The following is a 24846-nucleotide window of genomic DNA, read 5'->3' as shown; positions in this document are numbered from 1 at the left end:
CAGAGGTTTCAATATTATATAAGAATTCTATTTATCAGACCGGCATCAGTATGCCGAAAAAATAATAACAATCCACCTCAAAGGTCCTGTACTAACAATAACGATTTTTGTTTTTATGGATTGTTTGGATAACAGAAGCCCTGCCGAAAGGCGGGGCTTTCTAAAGAAAAGTGAATGGTCAATAGTGAATAGTGAAACCTTCGAGGTTTATATTTTTTTTGCAAATCAAATCAATAGCGATTTTGTAAGAAATATTTATAATTTCTGATAATAAATAGCTGAGGTCCAATTATAGAGTTTAAAGGTTTCACTATTCACTATTGACCATTCACTTATTGCCTCATTTACACATTGATCCATTAAAACATTTTGTAAATTATTTGGCATAAATTTAGTTGGAATTGTAAAAGAAATAGTTATTTTTACCTTGTTGAAAAATATTTTTGTTATACTAATCTTTATTATTGGATTAAACTTTACATCTTTCGCTCAAAATAAAATACCAGCCGATAACGGCGCTATTCAGGCAAAGCTGCTTAAAGTCTACCCAATTCCGGCCTACACGGTGATCAATTTTGATTTCCAAAGAGGTTATGATAAGTCGTATTCCATACAGATCTACAATTTCATTGGCAAAAAAGTCTACGAAAACAAAAATGTACCCAACAGGTTGAATGTAAACCTGGAAGATTTTTTCCGTGGAATCTATATTTACCAGTTGAGAGATAAGAACGGTGTGATCATTGAGTCAGGTAAGTTTCAGGTAGTCAAGTAAAATAGTCAGATTTTTTTTATACAGCCCGGTCAATGACCGGGTTTTTTATTTCGCAAAGGTTCATAAGTTCAACAGTTTAACATGTTCAAAAGGTTGAAAACAAGCAAATTTCTTAACATTTTAAACTTTTGAACCTCTTGAACTTTTTTGAACGTCCCAAATAATGTCAATTTGGCCGCAAAACCTCATTGGCAAAATGTTTGACTATTGTACCTTTGCAAACATTTTAAAAAGAGACCATGGCAGAAAAAGAAACTACAATCGATAATAATGATATGAATATCAACGCAGACGCGGATATTCCCGGGGATACGCATCTTAGTAATCCTTTAGATGAAACATCCGAACTGGAAAAGGTTTCGGCAGAATTGCAGGAGCAAAAAGACAAATACCTTCGCCAGGTTGCAGAATTTGACAATTTCCGTCGCCGTTCGGCCAAAGAAAGGATGGAACTGGTACAAACTGCCGGCAAGGATATCATCGTTTCCCTGTTGGATGTATTGGATGATTACGACAGGGCCGAAAAACAAATGCAGTCTACCGACGATATCGAACAGATTAAAACAGGTACAGTGCTGGTATTCAATAAACTACGAAATATTTTGCAGCAAAAAGGCGTATCAGCAATGAACAGCATCAATGAAGATTTTGACGTAGAAAAACATGAAGCCATTACCGAGATTGAAGTTCCCGCCGATCAAAAAGGCAAAGTGGTGGATGAATTACAAAAAGGTTACTATCTCAACGACAAACTTATCCGCTTCGCAAAAGTAGTGGTAGGTAAATAATATAACAGCCCTTCGATTTTAACACGCCTGACCGGCAAACAAATTCTTTCTCCCGTTATCGTGGCGGGAGAAAATAAAGTATATGAAAAGAGATTTTTACGAGATACTAGGCGTAAGCAAAACAGCTTCCCAGGAGGAGATCAAAAAAGCCTATCGCAAAGTGGCGATGCAATACCATCCCGACAGGAACCCTGGAGATAAAGCTTCCGAAGAAAAATTCAAGGAAGCGGCTGAAGCCTACGAGATATTGAATGATGCGGATAAAAAAGCCCAATACGACAGGTTTGGGCACAATGCCTTCAACGGCCGTGGCGGCGGAGGTGGATACAGCGGCGGGGGAATGAATATGGATGATATATTCAGCCAGTTCGGCGATATTTTTGGCGATGAGGGTTTTGGAAGCTTTTTCGGTGGTGGTGGAAGAAGAGGCGGCGGGGGCAGCCGGGGACGTGGCAGCCGTGGAAGCAACCTGCGGGTGAAGTTGAAAATGAATTATGAAGAGATCGCCAAAGGTGCCACCAAAACCATCAAGGTAAAAAAACATGTAAAATGTACTACCTGCCAGGGAAGCGGCGCAAAAGATAAAAACAGTGTACAGACATGTAGCGGCTGCGGTGGAAGCGGGCAGGTGCGAAAAGTTCAGAATACTTTCCTCGGGCAGATGCAGACCGTAACTACTTGTCCGACCTGTAATGGCGAAGGCAGCACCATTACCAATAAATGTACAAGCTGTAAAGGCGAAGGAAGGGTATATGGCGAAGAAACAGTAACGATCGATATTCCGGCAGGTGTGGCTGAAGGGATGCAATTGAGTATTTCCGGGAAAGGGAATGCAGGGGAACGTGGCGGCAGCGCCGGCGACCTGATCGTGCTGATAGAAGAAGAAGCGCATCCGCAATTGCACAGGGATGGATTGAATGTGGCATTTGATCTGCATATTTCATTTCCGGATGCAGTTTTTGGAACGCAGGTAGAAGTGCCTACCATCGATGGCCGCGCCAAAATAAAGATCCCGGCCGGTACGCAAAGCGGTAAAATATTCAGGCTGAAAGGAAAAGGTTTCCCGCAGGTGAATAGCTACGAAAAAGGCGATCAACTCATACAGGTAAATATCTGGACACCGCAGAATGTTAGTTCGGAGGAAAAAAATATGCTGGAAAAAATGCAGCAATCGGAGCACTTCGAACCCAAACCGGATAAGAACGAGAAATCGTTTTTTGATAAGGTTCGTGATATGTTCTCTTAATTAATAATTAATAATTAGTAATTAATAATGCCCAACACTAAAATGGTTGGCATTATTATTTGATACAGACGAAAAATACTTTAATCCTACTCCAGAAATGTTATTGACAGCTAAATAAATTTGAAGTGAAACTCAATTATTAATTAGCAATTCTTAATTATTCATTACCTAAATTTGTTGCTGCATCATGCTACAAAGACTACACATACGGAACTACGCGATCATCGAAGAATTGTCTATCAGTTTTTCGCCACAGCTCAATATCATTACCGGTGAAACCGGGGCAGGAAAGAGTATACTGATGGGGGCCCTCAACCTGATACTCGGGCAGCGTGCCGATAGTAATGTGTTACAGGATAAAGAGCAGAAATGTATTGTGGAAGCGGTATTTGCATTACAGGATAGCGGGCGGTTGCAGCAGTTTTTCAAAGAGAACGATCTTGATTTTTCCGAAGAAATACTGGTACGCAGGGAAATAGCGGTGAATGGGAAATCGCGTGGTTTTGTAAATGATACACCGGTCAATCTTTCACAGCTGAAAGAACTGAGCCTTCTGCTTGTAGATCTTCATCAGCAGTTTGATACGCTGGAACTTGGTAACGAAAATTTTCAACGTGAAGTACTCGATGCATTGGCCAATAATTCAGCACAACTGGCTATACTGAAAGAGAATTACAGTAAATATATCGCCACAAAAAACGAGCTGGAAGAGTTGCACCGGAAACAATTGGCCGCCAATAAGGAGCTCGATTATAACCAGTTCCTTTTCGAAGAGCTGGAAACGCTTTCACTCAAGCAAAACGAACTGGAAGAACTGGAAGCAGAATTGAAGTTGCTGAATAATTCAGAAAATATCAAGCAGCAACTTGGGGCCATTTATTTTGAAATAAAAGACAGCGATGAGCCGATCGTGCAGCAACTGAAAGTCTTGCAGCATAAATTGAATTCCCTGCAGCAATACCATCCTTCCGTAGAATCTTTGTGCGGACGGATGAACAGTTCTATTTTAGAGCTGCAGGATGTGGCGGAAGAACTTGAGCAGATAGATAGCAACATCCAGTTTGATGCCCAACGTATCCAGAAAGCGAATGACAGGCTTTCGGAAGGGTACAAATTGCTGAAGAAACATGGAGTGAATGAAACCAGCCAGCTGCTCGAAATTCAGCAGGTACTGCAGCAAAAGCTGGATGACGTGTTGAACGCATCTGCCACTATAGAAGCACTCGAAAAAGAAACAGCAACACTTTACGGAATATGTGAAAGCATTGCAGGGAAAATATCTGCCGCGAGATCTGCACAGGTAAAATCGTTTACCGATAAAGTGAACAAGCTCCTGGTGCAGGTAGGTATGCCGAATGCGCAATTGAAAGTGCTGATACAACCGGCAAAATTATCGGTAACAGGTATGGACGAAATAGGGTTTTTGTTTGATGCCAATAAAAGCAACCGTTTTGAGCCATTGCATAAAGTGGCGAGTGGGGGTGAGCTTAGCCGCCTCATGCTGAGCATAAAATCATTGGTAGCGAAAAAACTTCAGCTGCCTACGCTCATTTTTGATGAGATCGACACGGGTATCAGCGGTGAAGCTGCCAGGCAGGTAGGTATCATCATGAAAGAACTCTCTGCCGGCCATCAGCTGATCGTCATTTCGCATCAGCCACAGATTGCCGCGAAAGCATCGGCGCATTATTTTGTTTACAAAGCTATCGTGAAAGATAAGATCGCTACGTCCATCCGTTTGCTGGATAATGACGAACGGATTACCGCCATTGCTAAAATGCTGAGTGGCGAAAAACCTACTGCGGCAGCATTGGAAAATGCCCGCGAGATGGTAAGTAATTGACCGGGTTGAAATATTCCATTATGGATTATCGCCTTTAATTTTTTTGTAAAAAATAAGATTTGATAAAAATAAAGATCCTGGCCGTATTGATATTGGTGCTTGTCCTGGGGTATGGAGCACACATGCTCATAAAGAAATTCATCAATCCGCGGGCATCGTTAAATCATTTGTTCCTGTTTTTCCTGGCACATTTCATCGCCATCTTCACCTTGGCATTCCTGGTGAATTTTTTTATCCTTCATTTTTCTAAATACTTATTTCATACATAAAGGTTATTTTTACCGCACAAAATCAATCACTCATTAATTTTTGATCATGAGCCATAACTTATTAAAAGGTAAAAAAGGGATCATCTTTGGTGCCCTCGACGAAAAATCAATCGCATGGATAACAGCTATAAAATGCCATGAAGAAGGTGCGGAGATCGTACTGACCAATGCACCGGTGGCGATGCGTATGGGAGAGATCAATAAACTGGCAGAAAAGATCAATGCGCCCGTGATCGCCTGCGATGTAAGTAATGCAGAAGATGTAGATAACCTGATCACAAAATCGATGGAGCATTTTGGCGGCAGTTTCGATTTCATCCTGCATTCAATAGGCATGAGCCTCAATGTTCGTAAAGGGAAAGCCTATACCGAACTCGATTACGGATTCAATGAAAAAACCTTCGCGATCTCCTCGATGAGCCTTCACAGGGTATTGGCGACCTGCATGAAAAAAGATGCTTTGAATGAATGGGCAAGTGTAATAGCCCTCACATATATTGCTGCGCAGCGTGTATTCCCGGATTACAACGAAATGGCAGATGCCAAATCATTGCTGGAAAGTGTTGCCCGCAGCTTTGGTTACCACTACGGCGTAAAAAAACATGTAAGGGTCAATACCATCTCTCAATCACCTACACGCACTACTGCCGGTAGCGGTGTAAAGGGTTTTGACGGTTTTATTACCTATGCAGAAAAAATGAGCCCGCTCGGTAATGCAAGTGCAGAAGACTGTGCCAACTACTGCGTTATCATGTTCAGCGATATGACTAAAATGGTGACCATGCAAAACCTTTTCCACGATGGAGGGTTCTCCAATACCGGGGTAAGCCACGCTGTGATTGAGCAAATGGAGAAATAAGGGCATAATTATTGTTTCTGGAAGAGCAACCTTAAATGATAATTTATGAAAAACTTTCTTTTTGCCGCCATGGCGGTCATGTTATTTGCAGCAACGGGATGCGACAAGGATGATGATAATCCATCCAACGTCATCTCAGCGGAAAACGTAAAAAATACTTTGATAACTGGTACCTGGAGAGTGTCTTATTATTATGATACCGACCACGAGGAAACATCCAATTTTACCGGGTATAATTTCACTTTCCAGGCAAATGGTATAGTTTCCGCAGCTAACGATATCCTTTCCCATACCGGGACCTGGTCAGCGGTAAACGATAGCAACCGTTCGAAACTGGTTCTTGATTTCGCCACACCGGCAGAATTTGAAGAGATCAGTGAAGATTGGGAAGTGGTGGAAATCTCGGCTACTAAGGTTCAGCTGAAGCATGTGAGCGGAGGCGGTGGCGGAACCGATCTGTTAACTTTTACGAAGAATTAATAAGGTTTTAATAAAAATTGCCCCGCTCTAAACCGGGGCAATTTTTATTAAAACCATCTTATTTTAAAAGGATCGTGCTGCCATTTCGTTTTACGATCTTCCCGGTAAAGTCCACCGTTTCAGCCACCCACACGTAACTCCCCGGTGATTGCGGCATGCCCTTCATTTTTCCATCCCATCCCTTTGTGAAATCTTTAGTGGTAAAGACTGGCTGGCCCCAGCGATTGTAAATGATAAAATAATGATACTCCTTCATGCCGATCGCGATAGCCTTCAGCAGATCATTACGGCCATCGTTATTTGGGGTAAATGCGGTGGGTACATATATCTCAGGCCCTTTGTATGCTTTCACAAAGATCTCGGCACTGCCTTCGCAATCTGCGGGAGTTTTACCGGTTACCACATAAGTGATATCCCTGTCGAGGCGGGTTACCGGATTGGCTATATTTGGGTTGTTGAGCCCGTAAGATGGAGACCAGGTATATCTTGTTACGCCACTGGTACCCAGTTCATAAGCTTTCAACTGTAGTGGCTGGTTGAAGGCGACAACAGTATCCCTTCCGGCAAACATCCGGACGGCAGGCGTTACTTTCACTTTTACAGTATCTGGTTTCAGTGAATAACATCCGTTCGCATCTTTTACGTTGAGGTAATAAGTTATATTGTCGAGCGGCCTGTTTATCCGTGTTACCGGATCTGTTGTGTTTTGCAGATAAGTAGCAGGCGACCAGATATATTCCACCGCTCCTGTTGCATGAAGATTTGTACTGGCGCCATAACAGATGGAGATATCAGCCCCGGCATCAGGCTTGGGTGCCGCATTTACATTTACTGTTACAGAATCTTTTTTGATACAAATTCCTTTTACAGCAGTTACATAATATTTGGTTGTAACAGTTGGGGCTGCCAGTGGACTTGCAGAATTGCTTCCCGTAAGTGTATTGGCCGGGCTCCACGAAAAACTCTGCCCGTTCGATACGGCATTCAACCGGATATTTTTTCCTTCGCAGATCAGTTCCGGCAAGCCGGCATCTACTACCAGGTCATTGTTGAAAGCTACCTGCTGCGCCTTGCTGATGGTACAGCCATTATTGTCTTTGATGATGATGTTGTGCAAACCAGCCAGCACATTAAAATTATTCAGCGGTTGAAAGCTTGTTCCGTTATTGATCGAATACAGGTAAGGGGCTTTTCCCCCCGTAGGCGTGATCGTAATATTGCCATCCGGATTGCCTGTGCAGGTTGCAGCAGCCGTTACCAGGCCAGCATCAAGATCCGGGAATAGTTGAGTCAGCGTTACCGCGATGCTATCTACACAGCCACTGGCATCTTTTACGCGAATGGTATAATTTCCTTTGATAAGATTATTGAAAGTGCTGTCGGATTGATAAGGCGAACTGTTAATTGAAAGCTGAACAGGATGTGCCCATTCCGGCCCGGTAGCAACCTTTATCTGCCCGGTCGCTGCATCCTTGCACAATAATTCTCTTTTGGATAAAAAATCTACGTCTTTCCATTTTACAAATGCCGAGTCCCTTGCCTGGCAGGTGCCAACGGAGGCGGTGCAGTAATACATGGTAGCAGTCGCCGTTGGCGTAGCGACAGCGCTGGCTGTAACTGTACTGCCCAACGTGCTGTTGACATCCCAGTTATAAAGGGAATAACCTGCCGATGCATTCAGGGTGATGTTTGCGCCGCGGCAGATATAAGAAGTGTCGGGGCTGATGCCAAGGATATCGTAATCCCTGATCTGGATCTCGACGCTGTCGGTAGGTGTTGGTGTGCCTGTTGCGCAAGGCGCCAATGTATATATTTTCAACAACTCTATGCCTTCGGGTGCCAGGTCCATGACCGGATAAATATTGAGCAACACTTCATCCTGCCCGGGTGGAATGGTGACGGAAGATGGTAATGTCTGCACATCGATCGAATTGAGCACGCTGCCTCCATACGCCAGGTTGATGGTCTGGCTGAAAGAACTGGCCGATTGCCGCTTGATCTTCAGAGCGCCGGTAGCGCAACCTTCCACCAGGTAACTCATGTTTGTCACCGGGTCTTTCTGTGTAAGATTGGTCAGCTGAAATGCGTTGGAGGTAAGGCTTTTGGCTTCCAGGAAAACTCCGCTGTCGTAATCATCATCCCACCCCGCATCTGCTATCACCAGTTTCAGGTGATAAGTTACGCAAGGCTGCACTTTCGCCAAAGCGGTCAATACTTTTGTATGGCCATCGTGTGTAAAGAATTTATTGGTGAGGTTATCTACATAATAAGCAGGGTTATTGACACATCCTCCCATGAGGATATTATTCACATTCAGGATCGAAACAGGTATGGTGGTATTTGGTATCAGGGCTATATTGGTGAGCGAAGGAAAACCGGGCCCTGAAATGAAAAAAGCAAAAGCATCATTGTAATCGCAAACGAAAGTAGGATTGTATTCTTCCGAACTGAAGACATAACGAAACCGGATACTGTCGCCCAGTGGAATAAAATCGAATTCCAGGACACATGCATCACGGGTAGCGCCGCCGCCAATAACGACGCTTAGGTCGCCGTCACCAGGTAAATTCCATGAATTGTGTGCATCTGCAAATTCTGCAGTAACGGTCCCATTTCCATTTACGCCCCTGTTTTGACCATTTCCATTCGGGCTTTTAGCCCTTCCGTTGGTCAATACGATCCCGGAATCTATGTTGATATTCGTTCCGCCAATATTTTTGAAAAAGCCTGCCATCAAGGGATTGCCTGTAAAAGTTACATTACTGATGCTAACCCCGTCGCCCACCAGTTTCTGTGCAAGATCTACCGCATTCGTTTGAGCGGTAATGTTTAGTTGGGCCTGGGTGGAACTAAATATGAAAATAAATAACAGGAAGAATAATCCGGGTAAAATCCTTTTCATGGTCGGTAGTTAGTTTGGCAAACTAAAATTAAGCATTTAAAATGAAAAAAGGCAGCCCCGCGATTAATGGGGCTGCCTTCAATATGTTATTCAGGCTTATTAAAACGAGCGATTATACATCCAGGGTCGATAATACGCTGTTCATGTTCCTTACCGCGTCAGCGCTCTTATTGAAAGCAGCCTGTTCTTCTTCCGTCAGTTTGTAGTCAACGATCTTTTCCCAGCCGTTCTTCCCGATGATCACCGGTACGCCGATGCAGATATCCGACTGTCCGTATTCACCTTCCAGGGAAACGCAGCAAGGCATCAGTTTCTTTTCGTCCCTTACGATCGCTTCCACCAGTGCCGCTCCCGCAGCACCTGGTGCATACCATGCGCTGGTGCCCAGCAATCCGGTAAGGGTAGCACCGCCAACCATGGTATCAGCTGCTACTTTTTTCAATGCTTCTTCGCTCAGGTAATTTGCCGCAGGCGTGCCGCAGTAAGTAGCGAGCCTTGTCAGCGGGATCATGGTAGTATCGCCGTGTCCGCCAACAACAGTGGCCTGCAGGTCATTTGCCGAACAACCGATCGCCTGGCTCAGGTAGTACCTGAAACGTGCGCTATCAAGGATGCCGCCCATACCAATGATCCTGTTCTTTGGCAATCCGCTGGATTTCAATGCCAGGTAGGTCATGGTATCCATCGGGTTGCTGATAACGATGATGATGCAGTCCGGTGAATGTTGTAAAATATTTTGAGTAACTGTTTTTACAATACCTGCGTTGATACCGATCAGTTCTTCCCTGGTCATACCCGGCTTACGCGGAATGCCCGAAGTGATAACAGCAACGGTGCTTCCGGCTGTCTTGGCATAATCATTCGTACTGCCGATGATCTTGGTGTCAAAACCTTCGATCTGCGCAGTCTGCATAAGGTCCATCGCTTTACCTTCGGCAACGCCTTCTTTAATATCTACCAGTATCAGTTCATCGCACAATTGCTTGCGGGCAATATTATCGGCACAGGTAGCTCCCACGGCACCAGCACCTACTACAGTTACTTTCATATAAAACAATTTATTTTAAAGATGAATTTTGCGGGGCAAAGGTAGTGGAAATGGTTTAGAGTTTAGGGATTTGAGATTAGAAGGAGGTTAGGATTTAGGAGGTTTAGAAGTTTAGGGATGCCTGTGGCACGAACTTTTTAATTAAGCAACGCCCCAGGCAGATCAACCTTTCAAAAATCTTACAAACCTCATATTTTCACTATTCACTATTGACTATTGACCATTCACTATTTAACTGTTTAGTAAGAAATTGCGGTGTAATATTCGCTCCTGCAAGTCAATAAAATCCCTCAGACTTGAAAATCCTCTCAGCAATCTTTCTTTTTGTAATGAGCACCTGTGCGTACGCCCAGGAAAGCGGTTCAGCATCTCCGGGCCTTACGGCTGTTTACGATCCGCAGAAAAATATTGTAAAGCTGAAGTGGCAGCAAAACGATCCCGATGTGATAAAATTTGTGTTGCAGCGCAGCAATGATAATTCTTCCTGGACAGACATTGCCGTACTCAATGTAACCACTGCCAACAAAGGAAAATTTGTAAAACATGCCGATGAAAAAGTGGCCGCCGGAAAAAATTATTACCGCCTGAAGATATTCCTCGCATCGAATGTTTATCGCTATAGTTCGTCGATCATGGTCATCATCGGCAAGCCGGGCAACAACTGGATCATGTATCCCGTACCGGTGACCACCATGCTCAACCTGCAATATAATGGCAGCGAACTGATCCCCGGGGTAATATCAGTGATCATCCAGAGCGTTTCCAGCGGGCAGATATTAGGAAGATTAAGGGTGGCGTCTACCACCAGGCTGATCCAGATCCCCGTCAGCAACCTTGGCAAAGGCGTGTATGATGTCAGGATATCGATAGAGAACAGGGTGGTGTGGAATCAGCGATTTATTAAGTGAATGGTGAATAGTCAATAGTCAAACCTTTGAGGTTTGTAAGTTTTTTGTACCGACTTTCCATCAAAACCTTTTTAAAACGCTGATTATATAGAGTTTCTAATAGTGTATAGCCTCACGAAGATTTGACTAATGACTATTCACTATTGACTACAAGTAAGTCGCGATCTTTTCAAACGACACACTTCCTTCAAACCCCTCCTTAAAATTCCCTTTCTTATCATACAGGAAAATAGAAGGATAATTGTGTACGCTGAAAAACTGACCCAGGAAATAAGTGGCATCTCGGCCGACGGTGATATTGGGGTGCTCCGCCAGCCTGTATTTTTCGTAAAAAGGAACGATGAACTGGTATTCGAGCGGCGTAGCCATCACGATCTGTACATTTTTGAAAAGCCCGGCATGTTTCAGCAGGTCTTCCGTAGCGTGCTGGCAATGCTCACAATCGGGGCTGAATATCATGATGAGCGTGGCTTTCTTTTTTTTCAGATCAGCTTTAACGAACCTCGTGCTGTCGGGCAACCGTACAATGCTGAAAGGCGGCACTGCAGGAAAACGTTTGTAGATCGGCAGGCTGTCCGTTTGCGCTGAACCGGCCTTAAAAGCCAGCAGCCATAAAACAGCGAGGAGAATTTTTTTCAAATTGATTTTTTTTCAAAGCTAAGGTACCACGAAGAGACTAAGACACAAAGAATTGTGAAGGTTGTTCCGCTTCGCGGAAAAGACGGAACGCAGACTATTATGATTGATAACGATATTGATAAAAAGATCATGCTCAATCACAATCATCATAATAATATGCGTTGCCGCATATGATTTTCTATGAAAATCATATGCAATCATAATAATCTGCGTTGCGTCTCTCTCCATTCACCAAAATTCCCCTAGTTTTGCAGCCTAATAAAAAAGCAACAATGGCAACTACAGCAGACATGCGTTCAGGGCTTATCATCAAAGTGGATGGTAGCCTTTATTCAGTAATTGAATTCGGCCAAAATAAAACGGCCCGTGCGGCGGCGAAAGTTTGGGCTAAGCTGAAAGGCGTAGACAATACAAGGACCATCGAACTTACCTGGAACAGTGGGGAAACCATATATCCTGTAAGGGTAGAAAAAAAGCCTTACCAGTATTTGTATAAAGACGATACAGGTTATACTTTCATGGATGTGGAAACCTACGAACAGATCACTGTACCCGAAACGATGGTGGATGCGCCTAAGTTTTTGAAAGACGGGCAGGAAGTTTCTGTTGCCATCAATGGGGAAACAGATCAGCCTATGTCGGTAGAATTGCCTGACAAGATCGTTCTTACCGTTACTTACAGCGAACCGGGCATGAAAGGGGATACTGCTACAAAAACGTTGAAACCTGCTACTGTTGAAACAGGCGCAACCGTAAACGTTCCCTTGTTTGTGAATGAAGGTGAGCAGATCCGTGTAAATGCCAAAACCGGTGAATACATCGAACGTGTAAAATGATCAGTTACGATATTTCCTAAAAGGCCCTGGTTTCAGGGTCTTTTTTTTGGAGATAAGAACAGTATTTTAATCTCTTTCTAATGAATTAAAGGCGAAAAAGAAGAAGCGGCATTAATTTTACCCCGAATAAAAAATGGCAATTTTCAGGTATTTTTGCCCATATTTCGGGCATTTTTACCCAATTTTGGCACAATTTGAAACTTTTTTTAAAAAATGGACTGTTTAATTGATGTAGTATTTCTATCTTAGCAGCCCGTTTGCAATTGCACAATTAATCACTTAATATCTTAACATGGACATTAAACAAATCCAGGAACTTGTAAAGTTGATAAACAAGACCTCCATCGGTGAAATTACCATCGAAGAAGATGGGACCAAGATCACCATCAAACAAAAGAAAGACCCTAGTCAGAAAATATATACAAACGGTGGTGGATTTGCAGCAGCAGCCCCGGCACCAGCACAAGCAACACCTCCTCCAGCCACTACCACGGCACCTCCGGCAGCCCCTACACCCGCAGCCGCTCCAAAAGCAGATAATCTTATTACCATAAAAAGCCCGATGATCGGCACTTTCTATCGCCAGGCAGGCCCGGGCAAACCGATCTTCGTCAATATCGGCGACGAAGTTTCTCCAGGCAAAGTTGTCTGCATCATCGAAGCCATGAAACTTTTCAACGAGATCGAAAGTGAAGTGAAAGGTAAGATCGTGAAAGTATTGGTGGAAGATGCCAGCCCTGTGGAGTACGATCAGCCGCTGTTCCTTGTGGAACCGGCATAATCCACCATTAGTCATCCGGTATTATAAATAGAGCAACCGCTTTACATTATTTCGCAAAAGCTGTGTAGCCATATATTCTCATATGGTATACCGGCATACCAGTTAATTTGAAAATCATGTTTAATAAAATACTCATAGCTAACAGGGGGGAGATCGCGTTGCGCATTATCCGTACCTGTAGGGAAATGGGCATCAAGACCGTTGCCGTTTATTCCACAGCAGATAAAGACAGCCTGCACGTAAAATTTGCGGATGAGGCCGTTTGTATCGGGAAACCGGCGAGTTCAGACAGTTATCTCAACGTAGCTCATATCATGGCCGCGGCCGAAATTACGAACGCGGATGCCATCCATCCCGGTTATGGATTCCTGGCAGAAAATGCAAAATTCGCGAAGATCTGCGGCGATCATGGGATCAAGTTTATCGGCCCAACGCCGGAAATGATCAATTCCATGGGCGATAAAGTGACAGCAAAAGAAACTATGATCAAGGCCGGTGTACCGGTGGTGCCAGGTGTGGAAGGTTTGCTGCAAAGCGTAGAGCATGCTAAAGAATCTGCCAAACTGATCGGTTATCCTGTGATCCTGAAAGCAACTGCCGGTGGCGGTGGTAAAGGGATGAGAGTGGTATGGTCTGATGGTGAAATTGAAAAAGCATACGATACCGCCAAGCAGGAAGCTGCCGCCTCATTTAAGAACGATGGTATCTACATGGAAAAATTTGTAGAAGAGCCTCGTCATATCGAGATACAGGTTGCCGGCGATCAGTATGGCAACGTTTGCCATCTCAGCGAAAGGGATTGCTCCATCCAGCGTCGTCACCAGAAACTGGTAGAAGAAAGCCCTTCACCATTCATGACCCCCGAACTGCGTGAAGCGATGGGAACTGCGGCCATCAAAGCGGCGCAGGCCATCAATTACGAAAGTGTAGGAACGATCGAGTTCCTGGTAGACAAACACCGCAATTTTTATTTCATGGAAATGAACACCCGTATCCAGGTAGAACATTGTGTTACGGAAGAAGTGATCAATTTCGATCTTATAAAAGAACAGATCAAGATCGCCGCAGGCGAAAAGATCGTCGGAAAAGCTTACTATCCGCAGATGCACGCGATCGAATGCCGTATCAATGCCGAAGATCCATACAATGATTTTCGCCCGAGCCCGGGAAAGATCACCGTATTGCACCAGCCCGGCGGACATGGGGTACGCGTGGATAGCCATGTGTATTCAGGCTACGTGATCCCTCCTTACTACGACAGCATGATCGGCAAGCTCATCGCGGTGGCACAAACCCGTGAGGAAGCCATCAACACGATGCACCGTGCTCTGAGCGAATATGTGATCGAAGGTATCAAAACCACGATACCATTTCATCTGCAGCTTATGCAAAATGAAGATTTCCGCAGCGGAAATTTTACTACAAAGTTTTTGGAAACGTTTACGATGCAATAAAAAAATTAATAAGAGCCGGAATTTTTCGGCTCTTGTTTTTTTGTACTTAATTTCTAATAACCAAGCATTGAATTATTAAAAGAGTTCAATGATTTGACTATTCACCATTCACCATTCACTTTGCCCATTGACCCCTTCCATCGACATACAGCTCAAAGCCTATCGCTTCATGTGTACCGCCAGAGCGATGGCGGATATTTATGAAGCAAACCGCCCCATCTGCAAATATGTGCACAGTACCAGTCGCGGCCACGAAGCCATTCAGCTGGCTACAGCTTTTCAGTTGCAACCCTGCGATTATGTAAGCCCGTATTACCGCGATGAAAGTATCATGCTCGGCCTCGGGTTTCAACCTTATCAATTGATGCTGCAATTGCTTGCCAAGGGCGATGATATTTTTACAGGCGGCCGTGAATATTACAACCACCCGAATTATAGAGGTAATGATAAGCCCAATATCATTCACCAGAGCAGCGCCACAGGCATGCAGGCTATTCCAACCACCGGTGTAGCGCAGGGATTAAAATACCTGGAGCGGATCAACTCTTCTTTGTTGAAAAAAGATGAGAATGGCCGTGGCGGTGTGGTGATCTGTTCCTTAGGGGATGCATCAGTTACCGAAGGTGAAGTAAGCGAAGCATTCCAGTTTGCGGCATTGCATCAGCTGCCGGTCATTTTCCTGGTGCAGGACAATGATTGGGGCATCAGTGTATCAAGTTCTGAAGCACGCACCAACAATGCATTTGAGTTTATACAGGGTTTCAAAGGGATAAATCGTATAACCGTTGACGGTAGTGATTTTGCCAAAAGTTTTACTGTGATGGAACATGTGGTAAACGATGTACGTACCCAAAGGCAACCCTGGCTGGTGCACGCAAAAGTGCCATTGCTGGGGCATCATACAAGCGGTGTCAGAAAAGATTTTTATCGTACCGATGAAGATCTGACGAAACATTATATGGATGATCCCGGTCCGAAACTCAGGGCAATTTTGTTACAGCAAGGGATAGACGAAGCTGCATTAATCGATATTGAGGAAGAAGCATCAGCGCTGGTAAAAATTGATTTTGATAAAGCAGTTGCGGCACCCGAACCATCCCCCGAAACTGTGAGCGATTTTGTTTTTGCCCCACAGGAAATCACCGAAGAAAAAGGCGAAAGGGCAGGAGCAGGAAAAGAAAAAGTACTGATGGTAGATGCTGCATTGTTTGCGATCAGGGAGATCATGGAAGATTTTCCGGAAGCATTGTTATACGGGCAGGATGTAGGGCGAAGGCTGGGTGGGGTTTTCAGGGAAGCGGCTACATTGGCTGAGCAATTCGGCGATCACCGTGTATTCAACACCGCTATCCAGGAGGCATACATTATCGGCTCTACCGTAGGTATGAGTGCCGTTGGTGCAAAGCCGATCGTGGAAGTGCAGTTTGCAGATTATATCTATCCCGGGCTCAATCAACTGGTAACGGAAATATCCAAAAGCAGTTATCTCAGTTGTGGTAAATTTCCGGTACAGGCATTGATCCGTGTGCCGATCGGCGCTTACGGCGGTGGCGGTCCGTACCATAGTGGCAGTATCGAAAGTACATTACTTACCATCAAAGGCATCAAGATAGTTTACCCATCAAACGCCGCGGATATGAAAGGCTTGCTGAAAGCAGCTTTCCTCGATCCAAACCCGGTGGTGATGCTGGAGCATAAAGGATTGTACTGGAGTAAGGTTCCGGGAACCGAAGAAGCTAAAATGACTGAACCGGGAAGGGATTATGTCATTCCGTTAGGAAAAGGAAATGTGGTATTGAATGCTGATCAGGAAAAAATTGACAGTGGCGGAAGTTGCTGTGTGATCACCTACGGAATGGGGGTGTATTGGGCGAAAGCGGCCGCGAAAAAATTTGCCGGCCAGGTAGAGATCATCGATTTGCGGACATTATTTCCGTTGGATGAAGAACTCGTTTTTGCTACTGTAAAAAAACACGGAAAGTGCCTGATCCTGACAGAAGAGCAACAGAATAATTCTTTTGCTGAAGCGCTTGCAGGAAGAGTGGGCAAAGCATGTTTTAAAAACCTGGATGCTGCAGTGGAGGTATTGGGTGCGTTGGATCTGCCTGCAGTGCCTATGAATACTATACTTGAACAGGCAATGCTGCCGAATGCGGAGAAAGTAGCTGCGAGATTGAAAGAGCTTTTGAATTATTAATTATTAATTATTAATTGCTCAATGATCCTTCCATCTTTCATATGCACAATGCGGTCACTCATCTGCGCCAGTTCTTCATTGTGTGTAACAATCAAAAATGTCTGCTGATATTTATCGCGAAGTTCTAAAAAAAGTTTGTGGAGTTCGCGCCCGTTGGTGCTGTCGAGATTTCCGGTAGGTTCATCTGCCATCACTATTGCAGGATTATTGATCAACGCCCTGGCTACAGCCACACGTTGTTGTTCACCTCCGGATAACTGGTGTGGTTTATTTTCCAGCCGCTGGCCAAGGCCAAGATTAGTAAGTAATTCGACGGCCCTTTGTTGTACTTCTTTCTTTTTTTTGCCGGCAATCCAACCCGGGATGCAAACATTTTCCAATGCAGTAAATTCGGGAAGCAGGTGATGAAACTGGAAGATAAAACCGATGTGCAGGTTCCTGAATTTTGCCAGGGCATTCCCGGTAAGTTTGTCGATCCGTTGCTCCTGCAATTTCACTTCGCCTTTGCCGGGTTTGTCGAGTGTGCCTAAAATATGCAGTAAAGTGCTTTTGCCGGCACCGGAAGAACCGACGATGCTTACGATCTCGCCTTTGGCGATATCTATATCCACGCCCTTCAATACCTGCAGTTCGCCATAATATTTAACGATGTTCCTTGCACTTAACATGCGCCGAAAATAAACCATTTATAGCTATATTTTGTTAAATATTTGCATGAATATGAGCAATTTGCATGATCTGGCATGCAGGATGTGCGCAACTGGTATATTATGTTTGGAAAAACACTTTTGGTTATTTCGTACGAACATATACATTTGCAAAAAATTAAATCTTTTCTTACGATGTTTTGGACACTAGAATTGGCCTCACACTTAGAAGATGCTCCATGGCCGGCAACTAAAGATGAATTGATTGATTACAGCATTCGCAGTGGTGCTCCAATTGAAGTAATTGAAAATCTCCAGGAACTGGAAGACGAGGGCGACCTGTATGAAGGGTTGGAAGATATATGGCCGGATTACCCAAGCCAGGAAGATTTTTTCTTCAATGAAGATGAATATTAATTAGATCAGTTTCTTCAAGTGATAAAAAATTAAAAGCCCTTTGCGATCGCGAAGGGCTTTTTGGTTGATCCAATATTTTTTGATGCAGGATGCTGGTTGCTGGTATGTTTGTCAATTTTCAACTTCGCTTAACTCTTCGCTAAGATATCCATTATCCATTATCCAGCATCAGTCTTAGTTTACTCCATCCACTACCATCTCTTTATTGATCTTCATCACCAATCCCTGCAATACTTTTCCTGGTCCGCATTCGGTAAATCTTGTTGCGCCATCGGCTACCATGGCCTGCACACATTGTGTCCACTTTACAGCGCCGGTCAATTGGGCAATCAGGTTTTCTTTTATAGCAGTTGCGTCTGTAACTGCGGCTGCTACTACGTTCTGGTAAACCGGGCAGCTTGGTTCGCTGAAAGTTGTTGTGTTGATTGCTGCTGCTAATTCTTCTTTTGCAGGCAGCATCAAAGGTGAATGGAAGGCTCCACCAACCGGCAATACCAGTGCACGTTTGGCTCCCGCTTCTTTCATTTGTCCGCAGGCGAATTCAATTCCTGCCAGCGTACCGCTGATCACGAGTTGCCCCGGACAATTATAATTGGCAGCCACCACTATTTCGCCGGTGGAGTTAGTTACATGCTGACAAATTTCTTCTACTTTGGTATCCTCCAGTCCAAGTACAGCAGCCATAGTAGAGGGGTTGATCTCCGTTGCTTTCTGCATGGCTGTAGCCCTGATGGATACCAGCTTAAGCGCATCTTCAAAACTGAGTGTCTTATTAGCTACCAATGCCGAAAACTCTCCGAGTGAATGTCCTGCAACCATATCCGGTACTGCATTTTCAATAGTAAGATAAGCAGCTACCGAATGAATGAAAATAGCAGGTTGCGTTACGGCAGTCTGTTTGAGTTCTTCATCCGTACCGGAAAACATGATGTCCGAAATACGGAAACCGAGTATCTCGTTCGCATTTTCTATCAGTTGTTTTGCCTGTTCATTGGTATCATACAGGTTTTTACCCATTCCGCTGAACTGTGCTCCCTGGCCGGGAAAAATATATGCATGCTTCATGTTGTAAATTTAAAAATGGATAGTTAGCTAATGAATAATGGATAATTTTTTCCATTCGAAAATACTTCAATTTTACAGAAGAACATTCAAACCGAAAACATTATCCATTATCAATTATCCGTTCAACTTTTTAATGGGCTATCTTTAATGTAATGTCGCGCTTATCAATTTCATAAATTCACTCCTGGTCTCATTTTTTTCAAACTGCCCTGAAAAAGCGGAAGTAGTGGTTACTGAATTTTGTTTTTGTACTCCCCGCATCATCATGCAAAGGTGCGATGCCTCTATCACTACAGCTACCCCCTGGGGGTTCAGGGTATCCTTAATGGCATCCAGTATCTGGTGTGTGAGCCTTTCCTGCACCTGTAGCCTGCGGCTGTAAACATCTACTACACGGGCTATTTTACTAAGCCCGGTAATATAACCATTAGGGATATACGCAATATGTGCTTTGCCATAAAAAGGAAGCATATGATGCTCACACATACTGTACAATTCAATGTCTTTCACAATCACCATTTCATTTACATCTTCATGAAATTTTGCGGATTCTAGTATGGCATGGGCATCCAGCTGGTAACCTTGCGTCAGGAATTGCATGGCTTTAGCCATTCTTTCAGGTGTCTTTAAAAGCCCCTCCCTTTCTGAGTCTTCACCCAGCAGGTCGATGCTTTCTTTGTATGTTTTTATCAGGCCCGCAGTTACATCCTCGTCATACTGCTCTGTTTTTTTATATGCCATGTCAATAGTTTTATTTATGCCGGGTATTGTACAAAATTCCTTTCTGTTTCATAAAGCCTTACGGTCATTTTCAAAACAGGATCGATATGTTGTGATAAAATGTTGTAGATCGTTACTACGATGTTTTCGGCCGTTGGGTTCAATTGTGCAAATTCGTTACAATCTTCATTCAGGTTCTTGTGGTCGAAACGTTCGATGATTTGTTCCTGGATAACATCACTCAGCAATTTCATATCCATCACAAATCCTGTCTTCGGATTGATCTCTCCCACCAGTTTAACGATCAGCTCATAGTTATGGCCATGGTAATGCGGATTGCTGCATTTGCCAAAAACCTTTTTATTCATCTCATCATCCCAATCGGCATTGAATAACCGGTGTGCTGAATTGAAATGCTCTTTCCTGTAAACTGCTACTTTATTGCTCATAGTGCCAATTGTAAGATGATAACAATTTTATTCCGTAAATGTTTGATCATTATTCCCCGAAATATTCAACATAGATCCTTGGGGTTTCGTACAATTTCAAACAATGTAACTGTATCGATGGGGGAATGTGTGGTACCAGCTGGTTCCAGATGCCGATCACCAGGTTTTCGATGGAACAAAGTTTTCCCTCCATGAAATCTACATCAAGGTTTAAATTCTTATGATCCAGTTTTTCCGTCACGTGCTCCTTGATGATAGCACTGAGTTTTTTTGCATCATATACGAAACCGGTTTCGATATCCGGAATTCCTTTGATCGTAACGTATAGTTCGAAGTTGTGCCCATGCCATTTTTCGTTGGCACATTTGCCAAAAATTTCCTCGTTCTTTTCCTTGCTCCACTTGGGATTGTAGAGTTTGTGGGCTGCGTTGAAATGTTCTATCCTGGTGATGTATACCATTGCCTGTTGTATAATATTTTGCAAAGTTAACCCGTATTGGCTTAAATGTACCTTCAAACAACGAAATTTGTGGGATGCAAATATTGGTCATCGCGGCTACGGAAATGGAAATAACGCCGTTCATTGAAGCCGGCCTGCCGGTAGATATACTTACTACGGGAGTGGGCGTTCCTGCTACGATCTATAACCTGTTAAAAAAAATACAGGAAAAGCAATACGATCTTGTGATACAGGCGGGTATTGCAGGCGTTTTTTCGCCCGTTGCCTACGAACTGGCCAGCGTGGTAATGGTGCGTAAAGATACCTTCGCGGACCTCGGCATCGAAGAAAAAAAATCATTTAAGACATTGTTTGACCTGGGTTTTGCGCTTCCTGACGAATTCCCGTATAAAAATGGATGGTTGAACAATGATTTTGAGTTTTTTGAAAAGCTTCCGCTTCAGAAAGTCACGGGCATAACGGTCAATAAAGTGAGCGATGAAGCTTTCCAGGCAGAAACATTCCTGTATAAATTTTCACCCGATATAGAAAGCATGGAAGGGGCGGCTCTTCATTTTGTGTGCCTGCAGGAAAATATTCCTTTTCTTCAATTGCGCAGCATCAGCAATGTGGTGGGTGAGCGGGACAAAGCAAAATGGAAGATCAGGGATGCTGTGGTTAATTTGAATGCGGTATTGTCAACAATGGTGAACAGCCTTTTAAATGAATAATAATGAACAACAGAATAGAGATCGGGTTTTCTCCCTGCCCGAATGATACGTTTATCTTTGATGCATTGGTCAATCAAAAGATCGATACGGAAGGATTGGAATTTGCTGCGGTATTGGAAGATGTGCAAACTCTTAATCAGTGGGCGATCGCAAGGAAACTCATGGTAACAAAATTGAGTTACGGCGTTTTGCCGCTCGTAGCAGAAAAGTATAACCTGCTGAATAGTGGTAGCGCTTTGGGGAGAGGAGTGGGGCCTTTGTTAATAAGGAATAAGAAAGATGAAATAAGAAATAAGGAGGATGAAATAAGGAATAAAAAAGTGGAAGACTTTCTGATAGCCATCCCGGGGGAGAATACGACGGCGCATTTATTATTTTCCCTGGCTTATCCAACAGCTGTCAATAAGATTTTTCTTCGATATGACGAGATTGAAAATTTTGTATTGGAAGGAAAAGGGCTGGGAGTGATCATCCACGAAAACCGCTTCACTTACCAGGATAAAGGATTGGAAAAGATAACCGACCTGGGCGATTACTGGGAAACAGAAACGGGTAATTCTATCCCGTTAGGTGGCATTGTGATCGACAGGAATATTGATCCTGCGTTACAACAAAAGATAGATCGCCTGATCAGGAAAAGTATTGAGTTCGCGTTTTCAAAATACCCGGAATTAAACGATTACATACGTTTGCATTCGCAAGAGATGAGTGAAGATGTAATGCGTAAACATATTGACCTGTATGTAAATGAATTTTCACTTGATCTGGGCAGGGAAGGGAAAAAAGCTGTGCTCAAATTGATGGAAGTTTATCACAATATTCATCCGGGAGTGGAGATTGTGACCGATAACATATTTGTATAAAAAAACCTTCCCGGATGGGAAGGTTTTTTTATACAAATATTATTGTTGAAGAATGAATTGCCCGCTTTCTTTTTTCGCAGGCGAAATAAATCTATAAGTATATACACCACTAACAGGACTGCTGAAAACAACCGTATGTTTTCCGGCGTTCCTGGCACTGTTGATCAGTGTCTTTACTAATTTTCCTTCCGCATTATAGATATCCAGCTTTACATCCTGTTTTTCTTTCAGTTCAAAACCTATATTAATAAAAGATTTTGACGGGTTCGGGTATACGGTAATGGCAGTATTGTCGTCCAGTGATTTCGGGGTGGATGGCTGAACCTGCCGCAGTGCTATCTGTTCCGACTGTAGTACCCAGATGGCGTAACCTCTTGCGGGCGCATACAGGTGAACACGGCCATCACTCGCTACCGTGGCAGTTTGGGAAGTGTTGAGGAGATTTACCAATGTCTGGTTTTTCCAATCCGCAAAACCTGAGGTGGCTGTGCCGTTAGGCGAACCATCATTATCCACCCATATTCCCCGGGTGAGTGAATTGTTATTGTTCATCACCAGGATGGCACCTGATTTGGTCCCATTGCCCTGGCGGCGGGCAACAAATACATTGTAAGTGTCTCCTCCAAAAGTAGTGGTGCCGTTTGGCGACGGCTCCGTTACAGGATTGCCTTGCTGGGTAAGCACGATCATAGACCCGTCGAGATATGTGTTTCTTACTTTTAGTAATTTATCGATATCTGTTTTTAAAGATGCAGGCGGGGTTACGGTAAGGGCGTTATTATTATTATCCACCTCGGTTACACCATAATAATGCGGGTAAAAGATGCATGGCCGGCCCTCGCCGAAGAGGAGGTACGCATACCCTAATTTCCAATCCTGCGTTACCCATTTATCGTGCTCTTTGCCCGTATCATGGTTATCCAGGAATGTAACCACGGAAGTGCCTGGCAAGGAGTTGCCTGTATTGTCGCGAACCATGCCGGCGTTGTTAAGCCACGCCATATTGAAACTTGAACCGGTGCCATTCGTCATTTCGGTAAGTGTGTTTTTTAAAGGGAAATCAAATACATCTACATCCGAGCCAAGTGTGGCCAGATCGTTCACCCAGTTTTTCAACCGGTATTTATAGCCCGTAAAATATTCTGCCACGATAAAGCGCTGGCTGCCCGATTTGAGCGGAAGATTGTTTACCCAGGTTGACACCATCTCTTTCTGGAAACCACGCACGAAATCGAGCCGGTACCCATCGAAACCTACCGTGTTCGTGAGCCATGTTCCCCATCTTTTAAGCCTTCCTTGCACAGTAGTATCGAATGTATTTAAATCGCTGCCAAACCATTTCGTATTTGGCACCAGTTGATCTTCAAAACCACCTTCCGAACTGCCGCCATCACCCAGGTAATCGGCCGCGTCCACCGGGTGAAAGTTGGTATAGCCCCATGTGTAATTAGGTTCGCCGGTGCCGGTATGTGTTACATAATCCACGTTGGTAGCGGTGTAAGCCTTCATCACAGAGGTAGCTAAATTGGAGGAGCCATACCAAACAGCTACGGGGTAGTAACCGTTTGTCTGTGCCGCCCATTGCCATTCCCACGCACCCAGCGAGTTGGTACCTTCCCGTTTTGCGGTAAGCGTTATTTCAATGTCGTGACCGGCGGGCAGCGTGATCTTGTATTCATCAATATCGGTATTGCTGGCCATATGGCCACTGTAAACCTTTTGGTCCAGCGCCACATTGAAGTTGCCGCTGCCGTTGTTAGGTTCAAATTCCCAGGTTTGCGATCCTGGTGATGGAGGTGCATTGCTGGTGAATTTGAATGATACATCATACCCCCTTTCACCTACGGCGCCGGCGTAGTTGAGGAAATAACCGGCGATCTGTATATAATAATCGCCCGCGGCCGCAGAAGGTATTATCCAGCGGATCTCATTGGTGGGATAAGGTACGCGTTGTACGCCGCTGCTGATAGCTTTGTTGAATACATAAGTTTTCACCGCAGGGTTGTCGCCGCTTTCCTCGGAGTCTGTATTATTGTTATAAGTATGGTTGAGAATGATGTCGGCATAAATATCCATGTATGGAACGCCCCCTGTTACGGAGTGTGCTGTCGTTAGCAGGCTGTTCAGTTCCGACCTTGAGCCGAAACGTGTTTCCGTGGTGCCTTTCTGGTTATAGTTTCCAAGGTCGTAGTGATCAAAAATACCATAACCCATATCGGAAATCCCAAAATTTCCTTTGCTGGGTGGTGGCATCCAGAGGGCAGTGATACCCGCAGTCTTCATCGCCGGGATCTTGGCTTGGATGGTATCGTACCAACTGCCGTTCTTGGTGGTTTCATTCACCGGTACGTTCCAGTAGAAGGCCTGCATCATGGCATCGTTTTGGGCTTTTAAAACCTGGCTGCAGGCAAATAGACAGGCGAAGCAGACGAATAGAATTTTCGTTTTCATATGTGTAGGTTTAAATTACAAAGCGGATCGAAAACTTTA

At 44.1% G+C, this 24846-nt stretch carries 24 protein-coding genes; 15 read left to right on the top strand and 9 right to left on the bottom strand.

What is annotated here, in order from left to right; translation table 11 throughout:
* Nucleotides 1-427: 427 nt before the first annotated feature.
* The 7 genes from EGI32_RS21280 to EGI32_RS04530 all read left to right on the top strand — a co-directional run bounded on the left by EGI32_RS21280 (nt 428) and on the right by EGI32_RS04530 (nt 6260).
* Nucleotides 428-775: a T9SS type A sorting domain-containing protein gene (locus EGI32_RS21280; protein ID WP_369681625.1), complete on the top strand. Its 348-nt coding sequence runs from the start codon at nt 428-430 to the stop codon at nt 773-775.
* Between the two features lie 239 nt (nt 776-1014).
* Entirely contained in the window at nt 1015-1563 is a 549-nt protein-coding gene (locus EGI32_RS04555) for a nucleotide exchange factor GrpE (protein ID WP_255154188.1), read from the top strand.
* A gap of 82 nt (nt 1564-1645) precedes the next feature.
* Complete coding sequence (gene dnaJ / locus EGI32_RS04550) at nt 1646-2809, top strand: molecular chaperone DnaJ (protein WP_255154187.1); 1164 nt, start codon at nt 1646-1648, stop codon at nt 2807-2809.
* Nucleotides 2810-2996: 187 nt separating this feature from the next.
* Complete coding sequence (gene recN, locus EGI32_RS04545; protein ID WP_255154186.1) at nt 2997-4652, top strand: DNA repair protein RecN; 1656 nt, start codon at nt 2997-2999, stop codon at nt 4650-4652.
* A 59-nt stretch (nt 4653-4711) separates the two neighbouring features.
* The gene (locus EGI32_RS04540) at nt 4712-4921 is read left to right on the top strand and encodes a hypothetical protein (RefSeq protein ID WP_255154185.1); all 210 of its coding nucleotides are present in this window, start codon (nt 4712-4714) and stop codon (nt 4919-4921) included.
* A gap of 46 nt (nt 4922-4967) precedes the next feature.
* Nucleotides 4968-5780, top strand: coding sequence for an enoyl-ACP reductase (locus tag EGI32_RS04535; RefSeq protein WP_255154184.1), 813 nt, complete (start codon nt 4968-4970; stop codon nt 5778-5780).
* Between the two features lie 45 nt (nt 5781-5825).
* Nucleotides 5826-6260, top strand: a complete 435-nt coding sequence (locus EGI32_RS04530; RefSeq protein ID WP_255154183.1) for a lipocalin family protein — start codon at nt 5826-5828, stop codon at nt 6258-6260.
* Nucleotides 6261-6318: 58 nt separating this feature from the next.
* Here the strand turns inward: EGI32_RS04530 and EGI32_RS04525 are convergent, their stop codons facing one another.
* Nucleotides 6319-9162 carry a choice-of-anchor L domain-containing protein gene (locus EGI32_RS04525; RefSeq protein ID WP_255154182.1) on the bottom strand — a complete coding sequence of 948 codons (2844 nt, stop codon included), beginning with the start codon at nt 9160-9162 and terminating at the stop codon, nt 6319-6321.
* Nucleotides 9163-9274: 112 nt separating this feature from the next.
* Entirely contained in the window at nt 9275-10210 is a 936-nt protein-coding gene (gene mdh / locus EGI32_RS04520; RefSeq protein ID WP_255154181.1) for a malate dehydrogenase, read from the bottom strand.
* Nucleotides 10211-10506: 296 nt separating this feature from the next.
* Here mdh and EGI32_RS04515 point away from each other — a divergent pair, with 296 nt between their 5' ends.
* A complete protein-coding gene (locus EGI32_RS04515; protein WP_255154180.1) occupies nt 10507-11118 on the top strand; it encodes a T9SS type A sorting domain-containing protein in 612 nt (203 codons plus the stop codon).
* A gap of 147 nt (nt 11119-11265) precedes the next feature.
* Here EGI32_RS04515 and EGI32_RS04510 read toward each other — a convergent pair whose 3' ends face one another.
* The gene (locus EGI32_RS04510) at nt 11266-11757 is read right to left on the bottom strand and encodes a thioredoxin fold domain-containing protein (RefSeq protein WP_255154179.1); all 492 of its coding nucleotides are present in this window, start codon (nt 11755-11757) and stop codon (nt 11266-11268) included.
* Between the two features lie 272 nt (nt 11758-12029).
* Between EGI32_RS04510 and efp the strand changes: the two genes are divergently transcribed.
* The 4 genes from efp (at nt 12030) to EGI32_RS04490 (ending at nt 17025) form a co-directional block, all read left to right on the top strand.
* On the top strand, nt 12030-12593 hold the full coding sequence (gene efp / locus EGI32_RS04505; protein ID WP_255154178.1) for an elongation factor P: 564 nt from the start codon (nt 12030-12032) through the stop codon (nt 12591-12593).
* Nucleotides 12594-12885: 292 nt separating this feature from the next.
* Nucleotides 12886-13374: an acetyl-CoA carboxylase biotin carboxyl carrier protein gene (gene accB / locus EGI32_RS04500; protein WP_255154177.1), complete on the top strand. Its 489-nt coding sequence runs from the start codon at nt 12886-12888 to the stop codon at nt 13372-13374.
* A gap of 116 nt (nt 13375-13490) precedes the next feature.
* Complete coding sequence (accC, locus tag EGI32_RS04495) at nt 13491-14828, top strand: acetyl-CoA carboxylase biotin carboxylase subunit (RefSeq protein WP_255154176.1); 1338 nt, start codon at nt 13491-13493, stop codon at nt 14826-14828.
* Between the two features lie 127 nt (nt 14829-14955).
* Complete coding sequence (locus EGI32_RS04490) at nt 14956-17025, top strand: thiamine pyrophosphate-dependent enzyme (RefSeq protein ID WP_255154175.1); 2070 nt, start codon at nt 14956-14958, stop codon at nt 17023-17025.
* Here EGI32_RS04490 and EGI32_RS04485 read toward each other — a convergent pair.
* A complete protein-coding gene (locus EGI32_RS04485) occupies nt 17022-17693 on the bottom strand; it encodes an ABC transporter ATP-binding protein (protein ID WP_255154174.1) in 672 nt (223 codons plus the stop codon). The genes EGI32_RS04490 and EGI32_RS04485 overlap by 4 nt on opposite strands.
* 174 nt (nt 17694-17867) lie before the next feature.
* Between EGI32_RS04485 and EGI32_RS04480 the strand changes: the two genes are divergently transcribed.
* Complete coding sequence (locus tag EGI32_RS04480; RefSeq protein WP_255154173.1) at nt 17868-18089, top strand: DUF2795 domain-containing protein; 222 nt, start codon at nt 17868-17870, stop codon at nt 18087-18089.
* A gap of 174 nt (nt 18090-18263) precedes the next feature.
* On the opposite strand, the gene fabD is transcribed toward EGI32_RS04480, so the two are convergent.
* The 4 genes from fabD to EGI32_RS04460 all read right to left on the bottom strand — a co-directional run bounded on the left by fabD (nt 18264) and on the right by EGI32_RS04460 (nt 20840).
* Nucleotides 18264-19154, bottom strand: a complete 891-nt coding sequence (gene fabD / locus EGI32_RS04475; protein WP_255154172.1) for an ACP S-malonyltransferase — start codon at nt 19152-19154, stop codon at nt 18264-18266.
* Nucleotides 19155-19298: 144 nt separating this feature from the next.
* Nucleotides 19299-19895 (bottom strand): GTP cyclohydrolase I FolE, encoded by a 597-nt coding sequence (gene folE, locus EGI32_RS04470; protein ID WP_255154171.1) that lies wholly within the window; start codon nt 19893-19895, stop codon nt 19299-19301.
* Nucleotides 19896-19909: 14 nt separating this feature from the next.
* Nucleotides 19910-20323, bottom strand: coding sequence for a 6-carboxytetrahydropterin synthase (locus tag EGI32_RS04465; RefSeq protein ID WP_255154170.1), 414 nt, complete (start codon nt 20321-20323; stop codon nt 19910-19912).
* Nucleotides 20324-20372: 49 nt separating this feature from the next.
* Nucleotides 20373-20840 carry a 6-carboxytetrahydropterin synthase gene (locus EGI32_RS04460; protein WP_255154169.1) on the bottom strand — a complete coding sequence of 156 codons (468 nt, stop codon included), beginning with the start codon at nt 20838-20840 and terminating at the stop codon, nt 20373-20375.
* A 17-nt stretch (nt 20841-20857) separates the two neighbouring features.
* Here EGI32_RS04460 and mqnB point away from each other — a divergent pair, with 17 nt between their 5' ends.
* Nucleotides 20858-21493: a futalosine hydrolase gene (gene mqnB / locus EGI32_RS04455; protein ID WP_255154168.1), complete on the top strand. Its 636-nt coding sequence runs from the start codon at nt 20858-20860 to the stop codon at nt 21491-21493.
* A gap of 2 nt (nt 21494-21495) precedes the next feature.
* Nucleotides 21496-22356 (top strand): 1,4-dihydroxy-6-naphthoate synthase, encoded by an 861-nt coding sequence (locus EGI32_RS04450; RefSeq protein ID WP_255154167.1) that lies wholly within the window; start codon nt 21496-21498, stop codon nt 22354-22356.
* A gap of 39 nt (nt 22357-22395) precedes the next feature.
* Here EGI32_RS04450 and EGI32_RS04445 read toward each other — a convergent pair whose 3' ends face one another.
* Entirely contained in the window at nt 22396-24807 is a 2412-nt protein-coding gene (locus tag EGI32_RS04445) for a T9SS type A sorting domain-containing protein (RefSeq protein ID WP_255154166.1), read from the bottom strand.
* Between the last annotated feature and the right edge of the window lie 39 nt (nt 24808-24846).

It is taken from the genome of Ferruginibacter sp. HRS2-29, assembly GCF_024343615.1.
GTDB lineage: Bacteria > Bacteroidota > Bacteroidia > Chitinophagales > Chitinophagaceae > Ferruginibacter.
This window is presented reverse-complemented; position numbering and strand designations above follow the sequence as displayed.